At 41.5% G+C, this 22,463-nt stretch carries 22 protein-coding genes and 1 pseudogene; 19 read left to right on the forward strand and 4 right to left on the reverse strand.

Annotated features, from left to right (window positions below; all coding sequences use genetic code 11):
- From E4T71_RS02590 to E4T71_RS02615, 7 genes are all read left to right on the forward strand, one after another.
- A partial coding sequence (locus E4T71_RS02590; protein WP_194181245.1) for a transposase occupies nt 1-192 on the forward strand: 192 nt, incomplete at its 5' end.
- Nucleotides 193-269: 77 nt separating this feature from the next.
- Complete coding sequence (locus E4T71_RS10175) at nt 270-794, forward strand: hypothetical protein (protein WP_228062334.1); 525 nt, start codon at nt 270-272, stop codon at nt 792-794.
- 96 nt (nt 795-890) lie between these two features.
- The gene (locus tag E4T71_RS10180; RefSeq protein WP_228062335.1) at nt 891-1,463 is read left to right on the forward strand and encodes a hypothetical protein; all 573 of its coding nucleotides are present in this window, start codon (nt 891-893) and stop codon (nt 1,461-1,463) included.
- A 107-nt stretch (nt 1,464-1,570) separates the two neighbouring features.
- The gene (locus E4T71_RS02600) at nt 1,571-3,334 is read left to right on the forward strand and encodes a PTS mannitol-specific transporter subunit IIBC (RefSeq protein ID WP_135036491.1); all 1,764 of its coding nucleotides are present in this window, start codon (nt 1,571-1,573) and stop codon (nt 3,332-3,334) included.
- Nucleotides 3,335-3,359: 25 nt separating this feature from the next.
- Nucleotides 3,360-5,309, forward strand: a complete 1,950-nt coding sequence (locus E4T71_RS02605; protein ID WP_135036430.1) for a BglG family transcription antiterminator — start codon at nt 3,360-3,362, stop codon at nt 5,307-5,309.
- Nucleotides 5,310-5,311: 2 nt separating this feature from the next.
- Entirely contained in the window at nt 5,312-5,749 is a 438-nt protein-coding gene (locus E4T71_RS02610) for a PTS sugar transporter subunit IIA (protein ID WP_135036432.1), read from the forward strand.
- Between the two features lie 13 nt (nt 5,750-5,762).
- Nucleotides 5,763-6,905: a mannitol-1-phosphate 5-dehydrogenase gene (locus tag E4T71_RS02615; protein ID WP_135036435.1), complete on the forward strand. Its 1,143-nt coding sequence runs from the start codon at nt 5,763-5,765 to the stop codon at nt 6,903-6,905.
- A 235-nt stretch (nt 6,906-7,140) separates the two neighbouring features.
- Here the strand turns inward: E4T71_RS02615 and E4T71_RS02620 are convergent, their stop codons facing one another.
- A complete protein-coding gene (locus E4T71_RS02620) occupies nt 7,141-8,364 on the reverse strand; it encodes an MFS transporter (protein ID WP_135036438.1) in 1,224 nt (407 codons plus the stop codon).
- A gap of 233 nt (nt 8,365-8,597) precedes the next feature.
- Between E4T71_RS02620 and gap the strand changes: the two genes are divergently transcribed.
- The 7 genes from gap to E4T71_RS02655 all read left to right on the forward strand — a co-directional run bounded on the left by gap (nt 8,598) and on the right by E4T71_RS02655 (nt 15,509).
- The gene (gap, locus tag E4T71_RS02625) at nt 8,598-9,605 is read left to right on the forward strand and encodes a type I glyceraldehyde-3-phosphate dehydrogenase (RefSeq protein ID WP_135036440.1); all 1,008 of its coding nucleotides are present in this window, start codon (nt 8,598-8,600) and stop codon (nt 9,603-9,605) included.
- Between the two features lie 239 nt (nt 9,606-9,844).
- A complete protein-coding gene (gene pgk / locus E4T71_RS02630) occupies nt 9,845-11,044 on the forward strand; it encodes a phosphoglycerate kinase (protein WP_135036443.1) in 1,200 nt (399 codons plus the stop codon).
- A 62-nt stretch (nt 11,045-11,106) separates the two neighbouring features.
- Entirely contained in the window at nt 11,107-11,643 is a 537-nt protein-coding gene (locus E4T71_RS02635; protein ID WP_135036448.1) for an aromatic acid exporter family protein, read from the forward strand.
- Nucleotides 11,644-11,712: 69 nt separating this feature from the next.
- Nucleotides 11,713-12,084 carry a MerR family transcriptional regulator gene (locus tag E4T71_RS02640; RefSeq protein ID WP_135036493.1) on the forward strand — a complete coding sequence of 124 codons (372 nt, stop codon included), beginning with the start codon at nt 11,713-11,715 and terminating at the stop codon, nt 12,082-12,084.
- Between the two features lie 13 nt (nt 12,085-12,097).
- Nucleotides 12,098-13,444 carry a type I glutamate--ammonia ligase gene (gene glnA, locus E4T71_RS02645; protein ID WP_135036454.1) on the forward strand — a complete coding sequence of 449 codons (1,347 nt, stop codon included), beginning with the start codon at nt 12,098-12,100 and terminating at the stop codon, nt 13,442-13,444.
- Between the two features lie 58 nt (nt 13,445-13,502).
- A complete protein-coding gene (locus E4T71_RS02650; RefSeq protein ID WP_135036457.1) occupies nt 13,503-14,432 on the forward strand; it encodes a DUF389 domain-containing protein in 930 nt (309 codons plus the stop codon).
- Nucleotides 14,433-14,474: 42 nt separating this feature from the next.
- Nucleotides 14,475-15,509 carry a S66 peptidase family protein gene (locus tag E4T71_RS02655; RefSeq protein ID WP_135036460.1) on the forward strand — a complete coding sequence of 345 codons (1,035 nt, stop codon included), beginning with the start codon at nt 14,475-14,477 and terminating at the stop codon, nt 15,507-15,509.
- 17 nt (nt 15,510-15,526) lie between these two features.
- On the opposite strand, the gene E4T71_RS02660 is transcribed toward E4T71_RS02655, so the two are convergent.
- Nucleotides 15,527-17,212: a ribonuclease J gene (locus E4T71_RS02660; protein WP_135036467.1), complete on the reverse strand. Its 1,686-nt coding sequence runs from the start codon at nt 17,210-17,212 to the stop codon at nt 15,527-15,529.
- A complete protein-coding gene (locus E4T71_RS02665; protein WP_135036470.1) occupies nt 17,209-17,445 on the reverse strand; it encodes a DNA-dependent RNA polymerase subunit epsilon in 237 nt (78 codons plus the stop codon). Before E4T71_RS02665 ends, E4T71_RS02660 begins: the two co-directional genes overlap by 4 nt.
- Before the next feature lie 162 nt (nt 17,446-17,607).
- On the opposite strand from E4T71_RS02665, the gene tsaB reads away from it, so the two are divergent.
- From tsaB to tsaD, 3 genes are read left to right on the forward strand one after another with little or no spacing between them, the layout of a single operon-like run.
- Entirely contained in the window at nt 17,608-18,294 is a 687-nt protein-coding gene (gene tsaB / locus E4T71_RS02670; RefSeq protein ID WP_135036473.1) for a tRNA (adenosine(37)-N6)-threonylcarbamoyltransferase complex dimerization subunit type 1 TsaB, read from the forward strand.
- Entirely contained in the window at nt 18,291-18,725 is a 435-nt protein-coding gene (gene rimI, locus E4T71_RS02675) for a ribosomal protein S18-alanine N-acetyltransferase (protein ID WP_135036476.1), read from the forward strand. The genes tsaB and rimI overlap by 4 nt, the downstream gene beginning before the upstream one ends.
- Nucleotides 18,697-19,725: a tRNA (adenosine(37)-N6)-threonylcarbamoyltransferase complex transferase subunit TsaD gene (gene tsaD / locus E4T71_RS02680; RefSeq protein ID WP_135036479.1), complete on the forward strand. Its 1,029-nt coding sequence runs from the start codon at nt 18,697-18,699 to the stop codon at nt 19,723-19,725. The genes rimI and tsaD overlap by 29 nt, the downstream gene beginning before the upstream one ends.
- Nucleotides 19,726-19,789: 64 nt before the next feature.
- Here the strand turns inward: tsaD and E4T71_RS02685 are convergent, their stop codons facing one another.
- Entirely contained in the window at nt 19,790-20,971 is a 1,182-nt protein-coding gene (locus tag E4T71_RS02685; RefSeq protein WP_135036482.1) for an NAD(P)/FAD-dependent oxidoreductase, read from the reverse strand.
- Nucleotides 20,972-21,083: 112 nt separating this feature from the next.
- On the opposite strand from E4T71_RS02685, the gene E4T71_RS02690 reads away from it, so the two are divergent.
- Nucleotides 21,084-21,578 (forward strand): DUF536 domain-containing protein, encoded by a 495-nt coding sequence (locus E4T71_RS02690; protein ID WP_135036485.1) that lies wholly within the window; start codon nt 21,084-21,086, stop codon nt 21,576-21,578.
- A 178-nt stretch (nt 21,579-21,756) separates the two neighbouring features.
- A pseudogene (locus E4T71_RS02695) lies at nt 21,757-21,993 on the forward strand (transposase); the annotation flags it as partial.
- Between the last annotated feature and the right edge of the window lie 470 nt (nt 21,994-22,463).

The raw sequence follows: 22,463 nt of genomic DNA on the forward strand, positions 1-22,463 counted from the left end.
TTCCATAGGATGAGTAGTATAAAATCCTTATGTGAGGAGCAGGGACATAAACTTTTACCTCTCCCTCCATACTCACCTGAGTACAATCCTATCGAAAAAATATGGGCTCACATCAAAAAGCATCTCAGAAAAGTATTGCCAAATTACGATACTTTTCTTGAGGCTCTTTTGTCCCATTCTAGTTTCAGTTGATTATACTTTGTGTTTTACCTAAGTGAATAAAGCTGCTATTTTACATGCAATTATAGGCTGGAAGGTGGTGATTTTAAATGAAGAAGAAGTGGGCTAATCTCACCCCTAATTTTTATCGACTCATTCTAAGTTCAGCGAGCAGGAATATTGCGGATTCTTTTTACCTGATTGCGTTATCACTTAGTTTAGTTCAGGTTTATCAGGTGGATGCTGCGAGTCTATCCCTCTTTACTTTAGTTGGGATGTTACCGCGTTTATTTGCGGCTGCTTATGGCCCCTATTTACAAGCTATTCGTAAGAATCGATTGGCGATATTGAGTTTGCAGTTGGTTCAGTTGCTCATCATGGTTGGCATTTTACTTTGTTTGCTACAGTCTTGGTCACTTCCATGGATGGTTAGTCTGAATTTACTTTTTAGCTTTGTGACTGTCTGTTTGAATAACTTGCAAATGAAGGTCATTCCCTCCGTCTTGGATAATAACGATGATTTGCTTGACAAGTCAGTAGATGTCCAATATTTGGCAGGAAATGTCTTGGATATTACCAGTAATTTTGTTGCATCTGTACTTTTAGGATTTATTTCTTACTTGATCTTAATGTAATTAAGTTTGCCCTTCTTTATCGCGGCCCTTTATTTCCTATTCCGCCTTCGCATTCCAGATTCTAAGGGGAATGAAATTGAGGAGGAAGTTCAGGGAGTGATAATCGAACGAGCTGCATCATTTAAGGCTTTATTAGAATCCAAAGATTCTTTCTATATTGTTGTGACAGAAGCTGCCTTGAGTGGTGGGACAGATTTACTGCTGACCCTTACACCGATTTACCTGATTTCTCAAGGTTATTCGGTAGCCTATCTGGGTTTAGTTCTAGGCCTACAACGTGGGGCTGATCTTTTAGGAGCAATCCTTGCACCTTATATCAAGATGGATCCTCGAGTCTTTTTTCCTTTAGATTATATTTTGTCAGGCCTGTCCTTTGTTTTGGTATTTTTGATACCAATTCCTCAATTTAAACTGTTCTTTCTCTTTCTGGGATTTGTGATTATTGGTATCTCAGGGAATATGTTTAATAAATTGATTTATGCAAGTTACAATCATGATGAGTTATCCTTAGTGAATTCTGCTATTGTTACTCTTTATACCTTTTTTGCCATTCTCAGTTTATTAATCCCTAGCATATATGACAATATCCAAATGCTTGGATTGGCTATCAATGGAGTGACCCTCCTTATGGGAATTTGGCTTTTTTTAAAAATAGTAAGAAATCGGTGAGCTCGCCGATTTTTTTGGTTGTGTCACAAAAACTGTGACAAGATTTGAGTTCCCTGTCTGAATTTTTGTCGGTATACTAAGGATAGAAATCAAAGATGGGAGGTCGTATCATGGAATCGCAATCATTTCGTGTACGTCTACAGAAGTTAGGGACAACCTTGTCCAATATGGTTATGCCGAATATTGGTGCATTTATCGCTTGGGGTGTACTGACTTCTTTATTTATTGAGACAGGTTGGCTACCAAATGAGTCCTTTGCGACTATTGTTGGTCCAATGATTACTTACCTCTTGCCCCTGTTAATTGGATATACAGGTGGATTTAATGTCTACGGTCAACGGGGAGGAGTAGTGGGAGCTATTCTTACAATGGGGGTTATTGCTGGAACAACCGTTCCGATGTTCATTGGTGCCATGGTAGTAGGACCTTTTGGTGCTTGGGCTATCAAGAGATTTGACCAAGCTGTGCAGCCTAAGATTCGTCCAGGTTTTGAAATGTTGGTTAATAACTTCTCAGCTGGATTACTTGGATTTGCCTTAATGCTCTTATCTTTCAAGATTGTAGGGCCTTTTGTAGAGAGCATGACAGCGATGATTGGAAATGGTGTTGAGGCGATTGTAGCTATGAAGCTATTACCGATAGCCAATATTATCATTGAGCCAGCTAAGATTCTCTTCCTGAATAACGCTCTTAATCACGGTATCTTTACACCTCTAGGTGCTGAGCAGGTACTAGAGACTGGTAAATCGATTCTATTCCTCTTGGAAGCTAACCCTGGTCCTGGTTTAGGTATCCTCTTAGCCTATGCCATGTTTGGAAAAGGCTCTGCTAAATCATCATCTTGGGGTGCGATGATTATTCACTTCTTTGGTGGAATCCATGAAATTTATTTCCCTTACGTCATGATGAAACCAGCTCTATTCTTAGCCGCTATTGCTGGGGGTGTCTCAGGTACTTTTGCTTTTCAATTCTTAAATGCAGGTCTTGGAGCAGCAGCTTCTCCAGGTTCTATTATTGCCATTATGGGTATGGTTCCTAAAGGGTATGGGTACCTTGCTAACCTTCTTGCAGTTCTTGCAGGTGTTTTTGCTGGAGCAGTTGCTTCTTTCTTAGTTGCCTCTATTATTTTAAAGGCTGATAAATCTGCTGGGGAAAGTTTGGAAGAGGCACAAGCAGCAAGCAAGGCTGCTAAAGCTGCATCAAAAGGACAACCTCTGGCTCCAATTGCTGAGGAAATTTCTTCTGCAACTGTAAAACAAATCATTTTCGCCTGTGATGCAGGGATGGGTAGTTCCGCTATGGGTGCTTCTCTCCTCCGTGATAAGGTTAAAAAAGCTGGATTGGATATTCCAGTTTCTAACAAGGCTATCTCAGCCTTGGAAGACACAGAGAACACCTTGATTGTTACTCAAGAGGAATTGGCAGATCGTGCTGCTCAACGAACTCCACGGGCAATTCATGTTGCTGTAGATAACTTTTTAACATCTCCTAAATACGATGACATTGTTAGTAGATTGTCAGGACAGCCAGCAGTTGTTTTTGAAGTCGATCCACAACCTCAGGCACGAGGGCAAGTAGATTTAAACTATGTAGATGAGGTTGTCTTTCCCTATGGTCAAGCTCAAGGTTCTGCAACAATGGGGCAAGCTACTCTGAGTGCCATCTTCAAAAATCGTGGTATCGGTATTCCAGTTGCGACTGTTCCTCTAACTCAATTAGCAGAACATAATGCTAAAAATATTTTATTAGTAACCACGATTTCACAACAGTCAGCGGTTCAACAAGCCGCACCAGAAGCTCAATTGTTGGTAGTGGATAGTTTGGTGACTACTCCAGAATATGACAAGATGGTTGATCGCATCCATCAATAAGTAAAAAGTTTAGTATAATAAAGCTATGATACTAAGCAAACGTGAAGAAGACCTTCTAAAAGCTTTCCTTCAAATAGGAAAGCTTTCATTGAAGGAAATGACCGAAATTTTACAAGTTTCCTCACGGACAGTCTACCGAACCTTATCGGATTTAAGTCCTTATTTAGATTCCAAGGGAATAGAGTTCTTGAAGGAGGGACGAAAATATTATTTGGAAGGAGATTTAGCTCAGCTCACGGAGTCTCATGCTCAAGAAGTCCATAGTCCGAGTCGTCGTCAACTTTTAATGACTTATGATTTGTTGCTAGCCAGTCAAGTTGTGACAAACGAGCAGCTCCAAGAAACATATTCAGTATCTAATGTGACGGTGATTCAGGATATAGCAGCTATTGAAGTTAGACTAAGGGATTTTCAAATCCAATTATCCCGTACACAAGGCTATACTTTGTTAGGAACAGCTTCGCAGAAACGTCGCCTTCTTGCAATTCTTCTAGCAAATGCAATTAGTGTACAAGATTTTTGGATGGATCATTATGCAGAGTATGCTATTTTAGCTCCCTCACGAGTAGCGGTTTGTAGGCAATTATTTGAAGAATTTGTTCCTCTATTAGGAGAAGTGGATGCAAAACTTAAGCAGTTTTTCATTCTACTCTTGTCTCTAGCTAATGGTCAAGAACAACTAGAGCAGTCTCTTGAATTATCTAAAGAAGCTCTTGAATTTTCCCAAAAATTGTTTCGAAAACTCTCTTTAGCAACCAAGCAATTTTATAATGTCCAGGAAATTGTCTATTTTGCTACGATGATTGATGAAGTGATCATTCGTCGTCAAGAGACTCCTCTCTTTCGAGAGAGTTTTGATAGTCGTTTTTATTACAGTGTCTCGCAACTCATTGATTCCGTTTCACGATTTAGTAAGAGTGATTTCATGAAGGACCAGTTGCTTTTTTCTTTCTTGTTTAACCACATACGGCTGAGTTTAGCAGTTCCAGTTCTGTTTCCAGATGCCAAAACGGCCAATATGGCTTTTTTAACCAGTCAGGGAAATCCTTTTTTGCACCGTTTGGTTAGCTTACTGGTGCAGGAGTTCTTTCCAGCTTACATGCACAATGAGTATGAATATGAATTAGTGACTTTGCATTTTGCAGCGAGTTTACGGAGAAGTCCAGAGATTTTCCCAATTCGTTTGTTGCTTGTGACAGATGAGCGTCCTTTGTCAGCAAGTGTTTTAGTTTCGAAAATCAAAACGATTGCTCCTTTTGTGGAGGGGATTGATGTAAAAAGCTCGAGTAAGTTAGAGCAGTTGCATCTAGAATCTTATGATTATTGTTTAACAACAAAACCTCTATCGAAACAAGAATTTCAGCTTATCTCCACTTTTCCAAGTACACAGGAAATGCTAGAATTACAAGAAACCTTGCAGCGGGTTCAAGAAAATCGGACTATAAGAGAACGAGGGACATTGGAGGAGAAGATTTATGATTTGCCAGCTTATCTAGAGGCGAGTCGTCATTTATTGGAGTCTTTTCGTTTAGTGGAATTGCCTTCTCAACCTTCCTTTGAGGCAGCAGTTGCTACCGTGGTTGGACAATTGGAATCTGTTTTTGATTCTAATTATGTGACGGAGAAATTGTTGAATCGCTTTTATCAAAGTCCCTTGGCGATACCGCACACCAATTTGGCACTTCTTCATACCCAGACGAGTCAAGTGGGGACCAGTCAGTTTTTGATTGCGCAATTGCCAAATTCTGTTTCTACCCTTTCGATGAATCAGGAGAGGGAGCCTGTTTCACGCTTGTTGATGATGGTGACACCAGTGGGAGAATTGGAAGAGGTTCGTGATTTGATGACAGCTATTAGCCAATCAATTATTGAAAATAAACTTTACACAGAGATTTACCGCACAGGAAATCAAGAAATTCTTTATCAACTTTTGAATACGATCTTTGCAGAAAAAATGAAAAAAATTGGAGAATAATTATGGAACTTCAAAACCAACTCATTCATCTAAACCAATCGTTTGCCAATAAGGATGACGCTATTCGCTATTGTGGACGTCAATTGGTGAATGCTGGACACGTCCAAGAAGCTTATATTGAAGCTATGATTCAACGCAATGAGGATCTTTCTGTTTATATGGGAAATTTTATTGCCATTCCGCATGGAACGGACACGGCTAAGAAGGAAGTTCTATCTTCGGGTATTACGATTGTTCAAGTACCTGGGGGGGTTAATTTTGGAACAGAGGAAGATCCTCAGATCGCAACGATTTTATTTGGAATTGCGGGTCTAGGGGATGATCATTTGGAAATGATTCAGAAAATCTCAATCTTTTGTGCCGATGTTGATAACGTTGTAAAATTAGCAGATGCTCAGAGTGCAGAAGAGATTAGAAAATTATTAGAAAGTGTAGCCTAGGAGGAGACGAGCTATGAAAAAAGCAGTTCATTTTGGTGCCGGAAATATTGGTCGTGGTTTTATTGGACAAGTTCTGCATGATAACGACTTTGAAATTGCCTTTGTGGATGTCAATGAAGAGATTATCGGTGCACTGAATAAGAAACAAAGCTATACAATCGAGATTGCTCAAGAAGGTCAACCCAAGATTCATCTTTCACATGTTCGTGGTATCAATAATGCTCAGAATCCGGACCAAGTTATCCAAGCTATTGCCGAGGCAGATTTAATTACGACTGCTATTGGTCCTAATATCCTTCCCTTTATTGCAGAGCTTCTTGCTCGTGGCTTAGAAAAGCGATTAGCTCAACATAACCATCAAAATATAGATGTTTTAGCTTGTGAGAATATGATTGGTGGATCAAGTTTTCTTGCTAAGGAGGTAGATACCTATCTATCTGAAGAAGGACGAGCTTATGTTAGGAAACATGTTGGTTTCCCAAATGCAGCTGTGGATCGGATTGTTCCAGCTCAAAGCCATGAAGACCCTCTGTATGTGGTGGTAGAACCCTTTAAAGAGTGGGTTGTGGAAACGAAAGGCATGAAAAATCCTCAACTTCGGTTAGAGCAGGTTCATTATGAGGAAGAGTTGGAACCTTTCATTGAACGGAAACTCTTCTCTGTAAACTCAGGACATGCTACCTCTGCTTATACTGGAGCTAAGTTTGGTGCGGATACGATTCTTGAAGCTTTGCAAAATCCAGAAGTCAAACATCAAGTTGAGGCCGTTTTGGCAGAAATCCGCAGCTTGTTGGTCGCTAAATGGGGCTTTGATCAAGCTAGTTTAGAAGATTACCACAAGGTTATTATCAATCGTTTTGAAAATCCATATATTGTTGATGACGTTGCGCGTGTAGCTAGGACGCCAATCCGAAAATTAGGATATGATGAACGTTTTATTCGTCCTATTCGTGAATTAGCAGAGCGTGATTTGTCTTACCAGCATTTGTTAGAAACGGTTGCGTCTGTGTTTGCTTATCGTGATGCAAACGATCCACAAGCCCTTGACTTACAAGAACTTATGGCTACAAAACCTTTGAGAGAAGTTGTGACACAGGTTACTAGTTTGAAAGAGGGAACATTGTTGGATGCAATTGTAGCAGAATTGGAAAAATAGTTTGTAGTACCCTGTTGTTGCTTGTCTTGAGACCAACTTTTTTGTATAGATATGGCAAAAATACTTTCTACCTCAGCTGTTCATTTTATAAAAATACGAGGCTGGGCAAAACTAACAATTTCCGGCTTCGCTTGAAATTTGAATAGAAAAAAACAGCTTAGAATCAACGTTTTAATGACGTAATTCTAAGCTGTTTTCTAATTCTAAGACTTTTTGGCTAGCCTCGTTGATCAATTTATACCGATTTTTTGTAGGTTTCTGGTAAGGTTAGAATCATGAGTAAGTAAATAAGCGGTACGGCTAGGTAAAAGAGAGTTGATGGCCAATAGCCGATGTGTCCGTAAATCCAACTCCAGAAGTAGTTTAAGACGGTGTAAAGTCCGTAAGTGAGTCCCCAAATGATTCCAAACATTAGTGTGGCTTTTTGTGGATTCATATTTGGTAATTCATGAGGAATGTTGAGGTAAACAGCATATTGGTAGAAAATGAGGAAACCTGTGATGAAAAAGAATAGGTAACCGAGCCATGGGAGGCTAAGTAGGGCAATGCTCCCAATTCCTAAAGCCATAGCAAGAACAGCAAGGATTCCTAGTTGAATAAGGTAAGGTTTCCGAGGACGGTTTACAGGGCTCTTGAGGCGTACCAAGGTTCCAGCAATTCCACCACCTGAAATGGCACAGATCATATAACCAGAGACAAAGATTTCAGGAAATTCTTTTGCAAGTTGTCCTGGAATAGAGTTCAAGGACATAACATAGAGAATGAGGAAGGCTGCAAAACCAGTGGCAAAGCGCCAAACAAACGGATCTTTTACAGCTTGCGCATAAGAATATGGAGTTTCTTGAGTTTGTGCTTGATTGGTACTTGTTTCAAAGTCTTGAGCTTTGAAGAACCAAAGTACAAATAGAACAACTGCTACGAGGGCAACTGCGGACAAGGTGATGCGCCAATCGAAACGAAGAGCATCAGCCCATAGAACGAAGGCGATCGCAATGATGAAAGCACCAATGTTGTAGCTTGCTGTAATGAGCGAAGAGTAGAAAATTTTGTTTTCTTGACTTACAAAGCGAACAACAATCGGATTCATATAGACCATAATCATGGATCCTCCTAGAGCCATGATCATGCGTGCGATGATGTAGAGCCAGTAATTAGGCATCCATACTGCAACAAGAGCAAAGCAGAGCAGTCCGATAGCAATTAAAGCGGAGCGCTTGATTCCGAATTTAACGAGCACAGCTGCAGCTAAGAAATTGGCAATAACACGTGCTACGGTGATAGTGTAGTTAACCATTTCAGAGATGGTTGGGTCAACTCCTTTATCTCCGAAGAAAGTAGCAACGATTTGCGGACCGAGGGTAGAGCCACCAACCCAGCTAGCCGCGAAAGTAATATAAGCAAGTAAGAGGGTATAGAACATTAAGATCCCCGTCTTATTAGAAATTGTTTTGGTTTCCATAAAAACCTCCTTATTTGATAGCGCTTACAAGTAATAGTATAACACCTCCCAGTCGGTCTGTAAAAGAACTTGACTTGGAATTTGCTAGGAGAGCACAACTTTTGCGAGACTGCAATCGGTTGTTGCCTTTTTATTGAATTAAGGGTATAATAGACTTGTTGAAAGAGATTGTAACCATACAAGTTACTCTTTTCACAATAAATTTTTTGATTTTCATAAGGAGGAAATCACGAATGGTAGTTAAAGTTGGTATCAACGGTTTCGGACGTATCGGACGCCTTGCTTTCCGTCGTATTCAAGAAGTAGAAGGTGTTGAAGTAGTACGTATCAACGACCTTACAGATCCAGTTATGCTTGCACACTTGTTGAAATACGATACAACTCAAGGTCGTTTCAACGGTACTGTTGAAGTTAAAGATGGTGGATTTGATGTAAACGGTAAGTTCGTTAAAGTATCTGCTGAGCGTGACCCAGAGCAAATTGACTGGGCTAACGATGGCGTTGAGATCGTTCTTGAAGCAACTGGCTTCTTTGCAAGCAAAGAAGCTGCTGAAAAACACCTTAAAGGTGGAGCGAAGAAAGTTGTTATCACTGCCCCAGGTGGAAATGACGTGAAAACTGTTGTATTCAACACAAACCACGACATTCTTGATGGAAGTGAAACAGTTATCTCTGGTGCTTCATGTACTACAAACTGCTTGGCTCCAATGGCTAAAGCTCTTCACGATAACTTTGGCGTGAAACAAGGTTTGATGACTACAATCCACGGTTACACAGGAGACCAAATGGTTCTTGACGGTCCACACCGTGGTGGTGACCTTCGTCGTGCTCGCGCAGCAGCAGCAAACATCGTACCAAACTCAACTGGTGCGGCTAAAGCGATCGGTCTTGTTATTCCAGAATTGAATGGTAAACTTGATGGTGCTGCACAACGTGTACCAGTTCCAACAGGATCTGTTACTGAGTTGGTAGCTGTTCTTGATAAGAACGTAACTGCTGATGAAGTGAATGCAGCAATGAAAGCAGCTGCAAATGAGTCATACGGATATACTGAAGATCAAATCGTTTCTTCAGACATCGTAGGTATGTCATACGGTTCATTGTTCGACGCAACTCAAACAAAAGTTCTTGACGTTGATGGTGAGCAATTGGTGAAAGTTGTTTCATGGTATGACAACGAAATGTCTTACACTGCTCAATTGGTTCGTACACTTGAGTACTTTGCAAAACTTGCAAAATAATCAATGAGTGAGAAGTCCGCCCTTGGCGGGCTTTTTTGAATGTGCGATTAAGTAAAGGGATGGTGTTCAAAGGTGAGGGGAGAGCATGTAAGGATGAGAGAGCTTATCTTTTGCGATTGGGATTTGAGTAGAGTTTTTTTGAAGGTAAATCTTAGATAAGTTTTTTGTTTTCTTTCTCACAATGAGAGCAAGTGTGGTATAATGGAGAGGTATAAAAAATTTAAAGGGGTTTTTGTATCATGGCAAAAATGACTGTAAAAGACGTTGAATTGAAGGGCAAGAAGGTTCTTGTTCGTGTGGACTTTAACGTGCCTTTGAAAGATGGCGTTATTACAAATGATAACCGTATCACAGCTGCTCTTCCAACAATCAAGTATATTCTTGAACAAGGTGGACGTGCAATCTTGTTCTCTCACCTTGGTCGTGTAAAAGAAGAAGCAGATAAAGAAGGAAAATCATTGGCACCGGTTGCTGCAGCACTTGCTGAAAAATTGGGTCAAGAAGTTGTCTTTATTCCTGGTGCAACTCGTGGAATTGAATTAGAAGCAGCTATCAATGCTTTGGAAGATGGTCAAGTTCTTCTAGTTGAAAATACTCGTTTTGAAGATGTAGACGGTAAAAAAGAATCTAAAAATGATGCTGAATTGGGTCAATACTGGGCTTCTCTTGGAGATGGCATCTTCGTAAATGATGCTTTTGGTACAGCACACCGTGCACATGCTTCAAACGTTGGTATCTCTGCGAACGTTGAGCAAGCAGTAGCAGGTTTCCTTTTGGAAAATGAGATTGCTTATATTCAAGAGGCAGTGGATAATCCAGTCCGTCCATTCGTAGCGATTCTTGGTGGATCAAAAGTTTCAGATAAGATTGGTGTTATCGAAAACTTGCTTGAAAAAGCTGACAAAGTCTTAATCGGTGGTGGAATGACTTACACATTCTTCAAAGCACAAGGGATTGAAATTGGAAATTCACTTGTTGAAGAAGATAAGTTGGATGTAGCAAAATCTCTTCTTGAAAAAGCAAACGGTAAATTGCTCTTGCCAGTAGACTCTAAAGAAGCAAATGCTTTTGCAGATTATACAGAAGTTCGTGATACAGAAGCTGAAGCTGTTTCTGAAGGCTTCCTTGGTTTGGATATTGGTCCTAAGTCTATTGCTAAATTTGACGAGGCTTTGACAGGTGCTAAGACAGTTGTCTGGAATGGACCAATGGGTGTTTTTGAAAATCCTGATTTCCAAGCAGGTACTATCGGTGTTATGGATGCCATTGTGAAACAGCCAGAAGTGAAATCAATTATCGGTGGTGGTGATTCTGCTGCAGCAGCAATCAATCTTGGCCGTGCAGATAAATTCTCATGGATTTCAACTGGTGGTGGTGCTTCAATGGAATTGCTTGAAGGAAAAGTACTGCCAGGTTTGGCAGCCTTGACTGAAAAATAAGAATGATCGCTAAGGTTGGGAGGACGGTAGTCCCCCAACTTTTTACTTTGGGTAAATCATTTATGAATATACTTCGTTATTTTAAACGTTACCGTTTTGATCCTAAGAAATTTCGTCTAGGTATGCGGACTTTTAAAACCGGTTTATCGGTTTTTCTAGTCTTGGTCTGTTTTCATTGGTTTGGATGGGACGGTATGCAGATTGCAGCTTTAACAGCAATTTTTAGTTTGCGGGAGGATTTTAATCAGAGTGTTCATTTTGGGATGTCCCGTGTGATTGCGAATAGTATTGGTGGATTCTATGCCCTCTTTTATTTTGTTTTAGAGCGGGCTTTTCCAGGAAATTCTTGGGTCCTTCTTTTAGGTGTTCCGATAGGGGTCATGTTGACAATCATGACTTGTGTGGCGACAAATACAGGTGGTGCGATTATTGGAGGTTCCGCCGCTTTCTTGATTATTAGTTTATCGATTCCATCTGGTGAATCGGTGCTCTATGTTTTTACTAGAGTTTTGGAAACTTTTTTTGGTGTATTTGTGGCGATTTTGGTGAATTATGATATCAATCGAATACGGAGCATGCTACTAAAAAGAATAAGTTAGAAAAACTGACATGATATCTTGACAGATGTCTTGCCCGGTTTTATAATGGATAACAGAAAGGTTCGAATGATGAAAGAAAAAGAATTACGTCGCCATCTGGCTGTTTTTCCTATGTCGAGTGTAAGAAAATTGACGGATCTCACGGATCGTCAAATCCGTTACTACGAAGAGCATGGTTTGGTTAAACCAGAGCGAAACGAAGGGAATCGTCGTCTTTTTTCATTAAATGATATGGATCGCTTATTGGAAATCAAAGATTTACTAGCGGAGGGCTATTCCATTGCGGAGATTAAAAATCGCTTTCATCAACGTGAACAAAAGTCACGTCAGAAGATGAGTGATAAGGCTGTTCGCAAAGCACTACATCGAGATATTGTGCGTGAAGGGCCATTTGCTTCCGGAGATGGCACTTTTCACTCTTTAGGACCTAACCATTTATAAGAAGGAGTTTCCTATGTCTGTTACCGCAGAGCAAATTCGTCGAGAAGTAAAAGAAAAGAATGTTACCTTTATCCGTCTGATGTTTACGGATATCCTGGGAACAATGAAGAATGTTGAGATTCCAGCCACAGATGAACAATTAGATAAGGTTCTTAGCAATAAAGCCATGTTCGATGGTTCTTCAATCGAAGGTTTTGTAAGGATCAATGAGTCAGATATGTACCTCTATCCAGATTTGGATACGTGGATTGTTTTCCCGTGGGGAGATGAGAATGGTAGTGTTGGTGGTTTGATTTGTGATGTTTATACCACTGAAGGGGAACCATTTGCAGGAGATCCTCGTTCTAATTTGAAAAAATCTTTGAAACAGATGCAAGAAGCTGGTTTCTCTTCTTTCAATTTGGGACCAGAGCCAGAGTTCTTCCTCTTTAAAATGGATGAACAAGGAAAACCCACTTTGGAAGTCAATGATAAGGGAGGCTACTTTGATTTAGCTCCAACGGACTTGGCAGATAATACCCGTCGGGAGATCGTCAATGTTTTAACCAAGATGGGCTTTGAAGTAGAAGCAAGTCACCATGAGGTAGCAGTTGGTCAGCATGAGATTGACTTTAAATATGACGATGTTCTACGAGCTTGTGATAAAATTCAGCTTTTTAAGCTAGTTGTTAAGACGATTGCTCGGAAGCACGGTATGTATGCAACCTTTATGGCAAAACCTAAGCATGGGATTGCGGGTTCTGGAATGCACTGCAATATGTCTCTATTCGGACCGGATGGTCAAAATGCCTTCTTTGATCCAGAAGATCCAAATGGCATGCAGCTATCGCAAACAGCCTACTACTTCTTAGGCGGCTTGTTGAAACATGCTTATCATTATACTGCTGTGATGAATCCGACCGTTAATTCCTACAAACGTCTAGTTCCAGGTTATGAAGCTCCTGTTTATATTGCTTGGGCAGGTCGTAATCGTTCGCCATTAGTACGGGTACCGGCAAGTCGTGGGATGGGAACTCGTTTGGAACTTCGTTCAGTAGATCCAATGGCAAATCCATATATTGCTATGGCAGTATTATTGGAAGTAGGCTTGGACGGGATTGCCAACCGTATTGAGGCTCCAGAACCAATTGAGTCCAATATTTATACCATGTCACCAGAAGAGCGTAAGGAAGCGGGAATTACGGATTTACCATCGACTCTTCATAATGCTCTTAAGGCTTTGACGGAAGATGAAGTGGTGAAGGCAGCTATGGGAGAGCATATCTATACCAATTTCTTAGAAGCTAAGCGGATTGAATGGGCGAGCTATGCAACTTATGTTTCGCAATGGGAGATTGAGAATTACTTAGAGATGTATTAAGAATCTGAGGGTCTAGTGTCATTGCTAGGCCTTTCTTTGAAAGCTAAGAGGTTAGAGGATGGAGCATAGTAAAATAGAGAGGGACTACCTAGAGAGGCTAAAGTCGGATTTAGTGTTTGAAAAGCAACACTGGGTTCTATTAGTAGCTGCAGTATTGGTGGGCTGTATCGGGTTGAATTTAAATGCTATGCCGATGATTTTGGGTGCTAAGCTCCTATCCCCCTTAATGCCATCAATTATTGGCATAGGTGTTGGCTTATCGTATGTAGATTTCTCTCTTATCAGACGCTCCTGCTGGTTGGTATTTATACAAGTGGTAGTTGCTGTCCTTCTGGCTGTTTTCTATTTTTGCTTGTCTCCGCTGAAGCTAGCTGGGTCAGAGCTAGAGAGTCAGGTGGCTCCAACTATTGGAAATATTCTAGTGGCTTTTATCGGGGGAATCGTCGGGGCTATTGGAGTTCGTCGGACGGAAGTCCATCATCTTGCGGTTGGTGTGGCTCTTGCGACCTCTTTGGTTCCCCCGCTTTGTGCAGCTGGTTATGGGATTGCAACTGGTCAGTTAGCCTATGTAAAGGGAAGTCTTTATCTATTTGGTATCAATGTTTTCTTTATTCTATTAGGTCATTATCTTGTGTCTCAAGTTTTTAAGCAGACTCGAAAACGTTGCACGTTAACTTACGCGGTATACGTTATAGTGATGGGACTAAGTTTGTTGTTAGCCATCCCAGCTAAACTTGCGACAGATAAACGGATGGTTGAGGAGAATATTCGATTGTTTGTGGAACATCAATTGCCTGAACAAAGCGTCTTAAGCCAACGTTTTGATGATGAGAAGAAAGAACTACGACTGATTGTGATAGGTCCTAAGTTAACAGTCGGCGATGTTCAAGAAATTGTACATCGCCAAAAAGAGTATGGCTTAGAGGAGTTGAAGGTGGTTGTGCAGCAGCTCTCTACTTTTGAAGGAGAAGAGACGGATATTGATTAATGCTGTTTTGAAATGAGTTTTTATGAGTTGGAGGATTTCAAGATGAGAGTAAAGAAAATTGGAATTGTGAGCCTTTCGAGTGGGATCCTCGGGGAGGATTTTATTGCACATGAACTGGAGCTAGGCTTGCGTCGCTTGCAAAATTTAGGTATAGAAGTTGTGACTTTGCCCAATGCCTTGAAGGGAATGGATTACTTAGACCAACATCCAGAGGCGCGTGCTCAAGATTTGTTGGATGCATTTACAGAGCCTTCATTGGATATGATCCTTTGTGCCATTGGAGGTTTCGATACGTATCGCTTGCTCCCGTATCTTTTGGCAGACGATCAACTCAAGCAGGTCTTATCTTCTAAAATTTTCTTAGGATTTTCGGATACGACGATTAACCACCTCATGTTGCATAAGCTCGGCTTACAGACTTTTTATGGCCAAGCTTTTCTGCCAGACGTCTGTGAATTAGCCGATGATATGCTCCCCTATACGCGTTCTTATTTTGAAGAACTTGTGGAAAAAGGGAAGATTGAAGAGATTCGTCCAAGTACGCTTTGGTATCAAGAAAGGGAAGACTTCAGTCCCGCTGGTCTGGGGAAATCCATGCCTTCTCAGCCAAATCAAGGTTTTCTCCACTTGCAAGGTCCGAGTACTTTTACGGGCTCCATTCTTGGAGGTTGTCTCGAGTCTCTCTATGAAATACTTGAGGGTAGTCGCTTCTCGGATCAGGTAGAACTTTGCCAAAAATACCAACTCTTCCCAAGCTTGGAGGATTGGTCTGGGAAAATCCTTCTCTTGGAAACCAGTGAGGAAAAATCTAGTCCAAAGGACTTTGAGAAGATGCTTCGGACCTTGAAGGATTATGGTCTTTTTGAGGTTGTCAAGGGACTTCTTTTTGGAAAACCGCAAGATCAAATCTATATGGAGGACTATCATCAAATCTTGGTAGATGTTGTCGATAATCCAGATTTTCCAATTTTGGCCAATCTCAATATCGGCCATGCGACCCCACGCTGTATCCTTCCTTTTGGAGTTGATGTCCAAGTAGACGCTCTGGAGCAGGTAATTACCTGTTTAGAAAACTAAAAAGCAGTGAGTTTAACTCACTGCTTTTCGTCGTCTGGTGTTAGGACCATTGGGATAATAATTGGTTCTCGTTCTGTGTTTTCATAAAGGAAAGGTCTTAGAGCATTGACAATCGCACCATTAACGGATTGAATGCTGGCTTCTTTATTCTTCAAGGCGATACGAATAGCGTTGAAGAGAATGCGTTGGCTTTGGCGAATTAAATCACCTGATTCACGCATATAGATGAAACCACGACTAAGGATATCCGGACCTGCTAGAATCATCTTGCTCTTGAAGTCAACAGTTGCAACAGCTAAGACAACACCATCCTCTGATAAGTCTTTGCGATCACGAAGTACGGCGGCTCCGATTTCCCCGATTCGGTTTCCGTCTACGTAGATATCTTGAGCATTGAAATGGCCAGCGATACGAGCAGAGTTGGCCGTTAGAGCGAGCACATCTCCGTTTTTCATGATAAAGACATTATCTTTCTCTACACCTGTGTCAACAGCTAGTTGGGCATGGATTTTTTGCATGCGGTACTCACCGTGTACGGGCATAAAGTATTTCGGTTTAATCAAGCGAAGCATGAGTTTTTGCTCCTGTTGACCACCGTGTCCGGAAGTATGGATGTTATTGATTTTTCCATGAACAACCTCAACTCCAGCTTCAATGATTTTGTTGATCAATTTATTCACGCTGGTTGTATTTCCAGGAATAGGACTGGAGGAGAAGATCACGGTGTCTCCAGGTTGAAGTTGTACTTGACGGTGGGTTCCATTCGCGATTCGTGATAGGGCAGCCATGGATTCTCCTTGACTACCGGTACACATGATGAGGATTTCTTCTGCTGGATATTCCTTGATTTCGTTAGGTTCAATAAAGGTTCCTTTGGGAACTTTGATATATCCTAACTCAATTCCGTTAAGAATTGCTTTCTCCATCGAACGACCAAAGACAACAATTTTACGTCCGGTTTTGACAGCAGCTTCAGCAGCTTGCTGGAGTCGGAAAATATTGGAAGCAAAGGAAGCAAAAATAATACGTCCCTCAATGTCTTCGATGATTTTCATGATGGATTGTCCCACCACTTTTTCAGAGTTTGTAAAGGTTGGAATCTCGGCATTGGTCGAATCAGAGAGTAAGACCAAGACCCCAGATTCTCCGATGGCAGCCATTCGATGCAGATCAGCAGGCTCACCGACAGGGGTGAAATCAAATTTGAAGTCACCGGTACAAACAATCTTACCTTGTGGACTGTGAATAACAATTCCTAGTGGCTCTGGAATGGAGTGGGTTGTACGGAAGAAAGTGGCTTTGAGGTGCTTGAATTGTAGCTCACTATTGTGATTGATTTCAAAGAGCTTGGCATCTCGTAGTAATCCGTGTTCTTCTAATTTTCCGCGAATAAGAGCTAGTGCCAAAGGTCCTGCATAGATAGGAATATTGGCTTGTTTGAGGAGGAAAGGAATGCCTCCGATGTGATCTTCGTGACCATGAGTGATTAAGACTCCTTTGACACGATCAAGATTGTCGACGATATAGGAGTAGTCTGGAATGACGTAGTCAATACCGAGTAAATCATCTTCGGGAAATTTGATTCCAGCGTCAACAATGAGGATCTCATCTTGGTACTCAATACCATAGGTGTTTTTCCCAATTTCTCCGAGTCCACCAATGGCAAAGACTCCTACTTCCTCTTTTTTTAGCTGGTAGCTCATGATGGGAACTCCGTTAATGCGAAGTGTTCATTTTCTTGCTCGTAGGCTAGGTGATTATCGGAGAGAGCTTCAATCAACTCAATATTATAGGCGGTATTGGCTTCTACTAATTGCCGTGCTTTGATGCGACCTTCTAATTCTGTCTGAGCATCGATGTCTAGATAGAGAGAGCGAGTGGTTTCTCGACGGGGACTCCGATCTTTGACTTCTTGGTAATAGACTTTAAAAATCATAGGTTATCCTTTCTAGTATTGCGAATTTCATAGGAAAAGGAAGGAGCGACATACAGAAGAACCAACTCCTTCCTCTCAGTATAATTAGATTTTGTTTCGTTGCAATAATGCTGATTATATCATAAAATAAAAGGGATAATCAAGTAAGGACGATAGAATCATATGAAAGTTTTAGCCATGGATACCTCCAATCAAGCTTTGTCGGTAGCCTTGTTGGATGGTGATAAAATGGTCGGACAAGTCACCTTGGCCATGAAGAAAAATCACAGTATTACCTTGATGCCGACCATCGATTTTTTATGCCAATCTTGTGATGTAAAACCGGCGGACTTGAATCGGATTGTGGTAGCTTATGGACCAGGTTCTTATACAGGGGTGCGTATTGCCGTGACGACGGCCAAAGTATTGGCTCAGACGCTTGGAATTGAGCTAGTCGCAGTTTCGAGTTTAAGAGCACTAGTTCCAGCAGATCTATTGAAGCCCGTTGTGTCTTTAGTGGACGCTCGGCGTAACCATGTATATGCTGGTTTCTATCAGGGGGATACGGTGTTGCATGAAGAAGGTTATTATGCGATAGAATCTGTTTTAGAGCTCGTTAAGGATTGGTCTGAGGTCATTTTTGTTGGCGAGGTTGCGGCTTTTGAAGAGCTGATTCATCAGATCTTGCCTCATGCAAGGATTCGCGCTACCCTACCGGATGCAGGGGTTCTAGTTCAGGTAACAGATGCGCAGCCGATCTTACCTCATGCTCTCGTTCCTAATTATTTAAAACGGGTAGAGGCAGAGGAGCAATGGCTGGAGAAGCAGGGAGTTGAGGACCACGGAGAGTCCTATATTCGACGCGTATGAAGTCATTATCTAGCCAGCAGATATTTAATTTTTTAAATCAGGTGTATCCGAAGGGATCTCCCTGGACTCAGAAAATGATTGCTCAGGATTTGGAGCGTGAGGATATTCATTTCTATGTTCTACGAGAAGGAGCCGATTTGGTGGCGCTTTGTGTGTTCCAAGACTTGACAGGGGAGCGAGAGATTCTACAAGTGGGGGTTTTACCGGTCTATCGTGGCCGCGGTCTTGCTCGGCGTCTGTTGGACTCGCTTCCCAAGGGACAACCTTATTTTTTAGAGGTAAGGGAGTCGAATCAAGCTGCTCGTAGGCTTTATGAATCTGTAGGATTTGTGGAAGTAGGTCGACGTCCAGCCTATTACCAGAATCCACCCGAGGATGCCTTAGTGATGAAAGGAGAGTTTCATGAAAGAAACGATTATTCTGGCGTTTGAGACTTCTTGTGATGAAACCAGTGTGGCAGTGTTAAAAGATGGAGAGCTCGTATCCAACATCATTGCCAGCCAAATTGAGAGTCATAAACGCTTTGGTGGTGTGGTGCCCGAAGTTGCGAGTCGTCACCATGTGGAGATTATTACGGCTTGTATAGAGGAGGCTTTACAGGAAGCTACGATTGAAGCAACAGATGTAGATGCTGTCGCAGTGACCTATGGTCCAGGTTTAGTTGGAGCTCTGTTAGTCGGGCTATCTGCGGCTAAAGCCTTTGCGTGGGCGCATGGGCTTCCTTTGATTCCTGTGAACCACATGGCCGGTCACCTCATGGCAGCGCAGGACCAGGTAGACTTAGAATTTCCATTACTAGCTCTTTTGGTCAGTGGTGGCCATACGGAATTGGTCTATGTAACAGAGCCAGGGGAATATCATATTGTGGGCGAAACGCGCGATGATGCTGTCGGTGAAGCCTACGATAAGGCGGGACGTGTGATGGGTCTTTCTTACCCAGCGGGTCGACAGATTGATGAGTTGGCTCATCAAGGTCGAGATGTTTACAATTTTCCTCGAGCGATGTTGCAAGAAGATAATTTGGAGTTTTCTTTTTCAGGTTTAAAATCAGCCTTTATTAATCTTTATCATAATGCACAACAAAAGGGGCAAGAACTCAGTCAAGTGGATCTTGCAGCAAGTTTTCAAGCAGCGGTTTTGGATATCTTAATCGGAAAAACGAAAAAAGCTTTAGAGAAGTATCCTGTGAAGATGCTGGTTGTTGCAGGTGGTGTCGCAGCCAATACCGGTTTACGTCAGCGTCTAGCTGAGGAAATACAGGATATTCCGGTGGTGATTCCTCCTCTACGCTTGTGTGGTGATAATGCAGGAATGATTGCCTATGCGAGTGTGAGCGAATGGAATAAAGGACGTTTGGCTTCTTGGGATTTGAATGCGAAGCCAAGCTTGGCCTTCCCAGTTCTTCGGGAACAGGCGATTTCAGAGGAGTAGTATCAAAAAACAGATGTCTCATATGGTGCCTTCATCAGCACTTGAAACATCTGTTTTTTAGGTTTTAGTCGTAGGAGATGGAACTACCAGCTACCCAACCGGTGGCAAGAGCACTGGTGATGTTGAAGCCACCTGTGTGGGCGTTGATGTCCATGACTTCCCCAGCAAAGTGGAGGCCGGGAACGAGTTTGCTTTCCAAAGTTTTGGGATTGATTTCTTTGAGGTCAACTCCTCCTTTGGTCACAAAGGATTTGGCCAGGGACATTTTCCCTGTTACGGGAACCTGGAGGCCTTTGATTTTTAGTAGAACCTGCTCCCATTCTTTGGAAGGGATTTGTTTGATAGGTAGTTCGGCTAGATTTCCAAGTAAGAAGAGGGCCACTCGTTCGGGTAAGAGCGTTTTGAAGAAGTTCTTGGCTTGCTTATCCCGGTTCTGTTCCAAGAGAGAGGACAGCTCTTCCTTGGAGTGATCAGGGAGTAGGTCAATTTCAATGGTTTCTTCGCCCTTGATGAAGGATGACATTCGTAAAGCGGCTGGACCAGACAGACCAAAATGGGTAAAGAGGAGGTCGTGGCGAATTTCTCGCTTGCCTAGTTTCAGGATGACCTCATCGAGAGAAATTCCTTGTAACTCCTTATGGGGAAAATCGGTTAGAACAGGACTTTCGGCAGCTTCTAATTCAGTGATATGATGTTGGAAGTGGCGAGCGATGTCATGACCGAATCCAGTTGATCCTGTGGAAGGATAGGTTTTTCCACCGGTTGTGACAATTAGACGTTGACAAGTCCACTCTTGATCAGAGGAGCGGAGATGAAAAAACTGGTTCTTTTTTTTAACGGATACAATTTCTGTTTGGGTTAGAATGGAGGCTCCCAGTGTTTTTATTTTATTCTCTAAGGCTTCGATAATGGTGCGCGACTTATCGCTTTTAGGAAAGACACGCCCATGATCTTCGATTTTAAGCTCTACTCCCTCTTCTTCAAAAAAACGAATAATATCGTGGTTGTCAAATTGGGAAAAGACGCTGTATAAAAAATGGCCATTACCAGGTATATTGGTAATGAGATCTTCCAAGGTTCCGTTGTTGGTCACATTGCAGCGACCACCTCCCGTACCTGCGAGCTTCTTACCTAAACGACGATTTTTTTCGATGAGAAGGGTTTTTTGCCCGTAGTAGGCACTTGCTATGGTAGCCATCATACCTGCAGGACCGCCACCTAATACAATAGTTTCAAAATGCTTCATACAGTCATTGTATCATAGGTTTTAGAAATTTCGGATTATTTGACAGTCTAAGGGGGATGTGTTAAGATTTAAATACCAAAAAAGGAAAAAGTAAAAGTACAATGAGGGTAATATGGCAATTGAGAAAACCGTACGGGAAATTTCTGAGATTGTAGGGGTTAGCCGCCAAGCCGTCAATGATCGTATTAAAACTCTACCACCTGAGGATTTGTCTAAGAATGAGAAAGGTGTGACGGTTGTTACCAAAAGTGGCTTGATTAAATTAGAAAATCATTACAAAACATCTATCTTCGAAGATGAGCCTATCAGCGAAGATGCAAAAGAAAAAGAAATTTTACAAATCTTGGTTGACGAGAAAAATGAAGAGATTATACGCCAAGAGAAGGAAATCCAACGCTTGCATGAGCAATTGAAATCTAAAGATCAGCAAATCCGCACCAAGGATGATCAAATTGCCGAGAAAGATAAGCAGTTAGACCAGCAACAGCAACTGACCCTAATGGCCATGAATGATAAAGATAGTTTGAAATTGGAATTAGATGAAGCTAAGAAGCAAGTAGAAAATCAAATACACAAGGGTTTCTGGGCACGTTTATTTGGACAATAATAAAAATGAGGATGGACAAGTTTGAACCTCATTTTCTTTTCTATTTATAAGGGCACCTCTACCCCCCCTCCTCTTTTTATCGAAAATTTATTTTAAGCAGGTCTTCATACATGGTAGTGCGGTTCAGATAGCATTGTATGCTATCTGAGTTATAAGATAAGGAGAGCGAAGCTCTCTACAGACTTATCGTAATGCCCCACTCACCGAGACCGACAATAAGTTTAACCGGAAATTATCTCGAATTCGTTGCCGAGTAGAACATGTCTTTGGTTTTATTGAAAACACTATGAAGGGTAGTACATTCTGGGGGATTGGCTTGAAGCGTGCCAAGACTAATATCACACTCATAAATCTGATGTACAATATTTGTCGTTTTGAACAAATCAAACGACTGAATTTGAATACATGGGTTTAGTGTGCCCAAAAATCAGAATTCTCCCGATAATAGGGATAGAAAAATAGGAAATAAAGGGACGCTTGCTGGAAATTGGAGGGTAAGCGTCCCTTCTTTTTTACATAACGGAATACTTCTGGTTTTTAGAGGTGCCCATAATCAACTTCAAATACGATGAGATTAGTAGTGAGGGTAATCTTCAATGAAAGATTCTCTCACTACTTTTTCTTTACGATTGTTGCTTGTTTTAGCTATATCCTAGGGAGTATCGAATCAAGCTGAGAAGATATAGAATCTATGACTATTGTGTCAGAGATTTTTGAGAAATTAAAGGACTGCCGAAATTTATCTAAAGTTATGGAAATACTTAGAATAAAAAAAGTAGGGATTGGATTCCCAATGTCCATTCTACACAAATCATTTAATATTAATGTATTTGTATCTTTTTACAAACTAAATTTCACGCTTTTCCTAGATTTGAGACTGATTTT

It is taken from the genome of Streptococcus sp. WM07 (genome assembly GCF_004570525.1).
Lineage (GTDB): Bacteria > Bacillota > Bacilli > Lactobacillales > Streptococcaceae > Streptococcus.